The sequence below is a fragment of the Tardiphaga sp. genome (assembly GCF_028290785.1).
GTDB lineage: Bacteria > Pseudomonadota > Alphaproteobacteria > Rhizobiales > Xanthobacteraceae > Tardiphaga.
In genome coordinates this window covers 1-3,147 of the sequence record NZ_JAQGJD010000231.1, presented here as the reverse complement: position 1 = coordinate 3,147, position 3,147 = coordinate 1, and the positions used below count along the sequence as shown (strand labels likewise).

Sequence of the window (3,147 nt, the reverse complement as noted above, 5' to 3'; positions counted from 1 at the left end):
CGTCGCCGTGGTCTCGGGCATCGCGCATTCGGGTCGCGGGCTGTATCGCGGCGTGTGCTCGAACTATCTCGCGGGGCGCCGCGCCGGCGACACCGTCCATGCCGTGGTCCGCGAGACCAAGGCCGGTTTCCGACTGCCCGACGACCCCGCGGTGCCAATCATCATGATCGGTCCCGGTACGGGTCTGGCGCCATTCCGCGGCTTCCTGCAGGAACGCGCCGCGCTGAAAGCCAAGGGCGCAACACTCGGGCCGGCGCTGCTGTTCTTCGGATGCCGCCATCCGGATCAGGACTATCTCTACGCCGACGAATTGAAGGCCTTCGCCGCGGAAGGCATCTGCGAACTACACGTCGCGTTCTCGCGCGGCGACGGCCCGAAGACCTATGTGCAGCACCTGATCGCCGCGCAGGAGGACCGCGTTTGGGAGCTGATCGGGCAAGGCGCTATCACCTATGTCTGCGGCGACGGCGGCAAGATGGAGCCCGACGTCAAATCGGCGCTGATGGCGATCCACCGCGAACGCAGCGGCGGCGACGCCGCGGCAGCGCTGCACTGGATCGACGACCTCGGCACGAGCAACCGCTATGTGCTGGATGTCTGGGCGGGGAGCTAGGCGAATTTAGCTCCATCACGCTTGTCCCGGACGCGGTGCGGCATTTCTTTATGCCGCTCCGCAGAGCCGGGACCGTGCCAGACGTCGGAGTTCGCGACGGTCCCGGCTCTGCAGCGCACTACGCCTCCTAGCGGAGGCGCAATGCACTGCGTCCGGGACAAGTGTTGTTGAGACCGTTGTTGTCACAATCCGCGTCTCGCGCTGTCACAATGCGCAGGCACGCAAGTTCCTGTTAAGCGCTGCGACGATTTGTTCGAGCCGCTGCGCGTTTGCGCCTTTATTTCTCGGCAATATACATGTCATATCTCTGACATGAGCCAGCGCCCCGCCAAATCCCTTCAGTCGATTTCCGTTCCGTATCAGCCGCCCCGGCTGGCGCGTGCCAACGGTATCGAGATTTGCTACGATATTTTTGGCGCCGACGATGCGGAACCGATGATGATGATCATGGGCCTCGGCGCCCAGATGATTCACTGGGACGATGATTTTTGCCGAGAACTGGCATCGCGCGGGTTCCGCGTGATCCGTTTCGACAACCGCGACATCGGCCTGTCCACGAAAATGGCCGGCGGAAAGCCGTTCAGCCTGTTCGAGCTGGCGAAGCTGCGCTTTCTCGGCACCCCCGTGGAAGCCCCCTACAAGCTCGGTGACATGGCGGCCGACGCGATCGGCCTGCTCGATGCGCTTGATATCGCGTCCGCGCATATGGTCGGCGCGTCGATGGGCGGCATGATCGCCCAGGAACTCACTATCGAGCATCCGGACCGCGTGCGCTCGCTGGTCTCGATCATGTCGACGACCGGCAATCCGCGCCTGCCGCAGCCGGGCCGCACGGTCGCCGCCAAACTGCTGCAGCCGCAGCCCACGACCTATGACGCGTTCGTTGCCCGCTTCAAGCAGACCTGGCTGTTCCTGCGCGTCGGCAGCTTTCCGGAAGACGAAGCGCGGGATGCCGATCGTGCCGAGCGCACCTTCGCCCGCGGGCTGCATCCGGCGGGCGTCGGCCGCCAGCTCCGCGCCATCCTGGCTTCGGGCAGCCGCAAGGAGCGGCTCGCCGCGGTCACGGCGCCGACCCTAGTGATCCACGGCAAGGTCGATCCGCTGGTACACCCCGCCGGGGGCCGCGATACCGCAGCATCGATCCCCGGTGCCGAGTTGCTGATGATCGACGGCATGGGTCATGCGCTGCCGATCTCGCTGTGGAGCCGCGTCATCGACGCGATCGCCGAGCATGCGAAAGGCGCGACGACAGCGCCGATGGTTCAGCGTAGGGTGGGTTAGCGCGAAGCGCGTAACCCACCGCCTATTGTCTGTCAGCATGAAGATGGTGGGTTACGGCGCAAGTGCGCCTAACCCACCTACAATTGCTAGTCTACTTCTTGTCTTTGGGCCGCCCCGTTGCGAGACCGGCCATGTTGACGAACATTTCCTGAAAGCGCTCGCCCATCTTGGGGTCGAAGGTGAACCAGCTCTGCATCAGCGACTCCGGCGAGAACTTGTCGATGTTGGCCATCATCTTTCCCTGCAGCTGATCCATCATCGCGGCCTGCATCGGCTGTACATCGGGAAGCCCGAAGAACGCGCGCGCCTCCTCCGGCGTGCAGTCCACGACAACGGTCACTTTCATCGAACGCTCCTGAATCGAACTCGCACACGCTGGCGAAGCACGCCAGTATCGCCGGTCGCGGCACGGATGCAAGCGACGTGATGAAAGCGTGTGCAGGTGCGAAGGATCAGCCGAAACGTTCGACCGCAAAGGCCTTCGGATCGGTGAACGGCGCCACCCCCGTCACCATGTCGGCAAGCAGGCGGCCGCTGACCGGGCCGAGCGTCAGGCCGTGATGCTGATGGCCGAAGTCGAACCAAAGCCCCTTGTGGCGCGGCGCCTTGCCGATCACCGGCAGCATGTCGGGCAGGCACGGCCGCGACCCCATCCAGGGCTTTTCCTCGATGGTGTCGCCGAGCGGGAACATCGAACGGGCCAGCGGCAGCGTGCGCTCGATTTGCACGGGGGTCGGCGGCGCGTCGCGCCGGGCGAATTCGGCGCCGGTGGTGAGGCGGATGCCGCGGTTCATCGGCGCCAGCAAGTAGCCGCGATCGGCGTCGAGCACCGGGTGATGCAGCACCGCATTGCCTGATGGCGACAGATGGATGTGGTAGCCGCGCTTGGTCATCAGCGGAATGTCGTAGCCGAGCGGGCGAAACACCTGGTCCGACCACGGGCCGAGCGCCACCACCACGTCGCGGCCGACGATGGCGCCGTTCGGACCGGCGACGCGCCAGTTGCCGTCACTCTGCGCCAGCGTGCGGGCATCGGCGGCGAGGAAGCGCCCGCCCTTGCGGATGAACAGCGCGGCATAGGCCTTGGCGAGGCCGCCCGGATCGGGAATGAAGCCCGGCGTAGGCCAGTGAATCGCGCCGGCGAAATCGCCGGACAGGTTCGGTTCGCGCGACGCGATGTCGGCGGCGTCGAGCACGTTGCCTGTAATGCCGTAGGCGCGGTCGCGCTCCAGCTCCTTGATGCTCTTTTCCAT

Annotated in this window: 3 protein-coding genes and 1 pseudogene; 2 read left to right on the top strand and 2 right to left on the bottom strand. The window is 65.4% G+C overall.

Annotated features, from left to right (window positions below; translation table 11 throughout):
* Both JWR89_RS14170 and JWR89_RS14165 read left to right on the top strand, forming a co-directional pair.
* Positions 1–613 (top strand): annotated as a pseudogene (locus JWR89_RS14170) (NADPH--cytochrome reductase); the annotation flags it as partial.
* A 312-nt stretch (positions 614–925) separates the two neighbouring features.
* Complete coding sequence (locus JWR89_RS14165) at positions 926–1,894, top strand: alpha/beta hydrolase (RefSeq protein WP_299717215.1); 969 nt, start codon at positions 926–928, stop codon at positions 1,892–1,894.
* Positions 1,895–1,985: 91 nt separating this feature from the next.
* Here the strand turns inward: JWR89_RS14165 and JWR89_RS14160 are convergent, their stop codons facing one another.
* Positions 1,986–2,240 (bottom strand): DUF6489 family protein, encoded by a 255-nt coding sequence (locus JWR89_RS14160; RefSeq protein ID WP_299717213.1) that lies wholly within the window; start codon positions 2,238–2,240, stop codon positions 1,986–1,988.
* Positions 2,241–2,346: 106 nt separating this feature from the next.
* A partial coding sequence (locus tag JWR89_RS14155) for an FAD-binding oxidoreductase (RefSeq protein WP_299717211.1) occupies positions 2,347–3,147 on the bottom strand: 801 nt, incomplete at its 5' end.

Excerpts from the sequence above, each read along its gene's own strand:
- JWR89_RS14165 (WP_299717215.1), top strand. The coding sequence starts at position 926 with ATGAGCCAGCGCCCCGCCAAATCCCTTCAGTCGATTTCCGTTCCGTAT.
- JWR89_RS14160 (WP_299717213.1), bottom strand. The coding sequence starts at position 2,240 with ATGAAAGTGACCGTTGTCGTGGACTGCACGCCGGAGGAGGCGCGCGCG.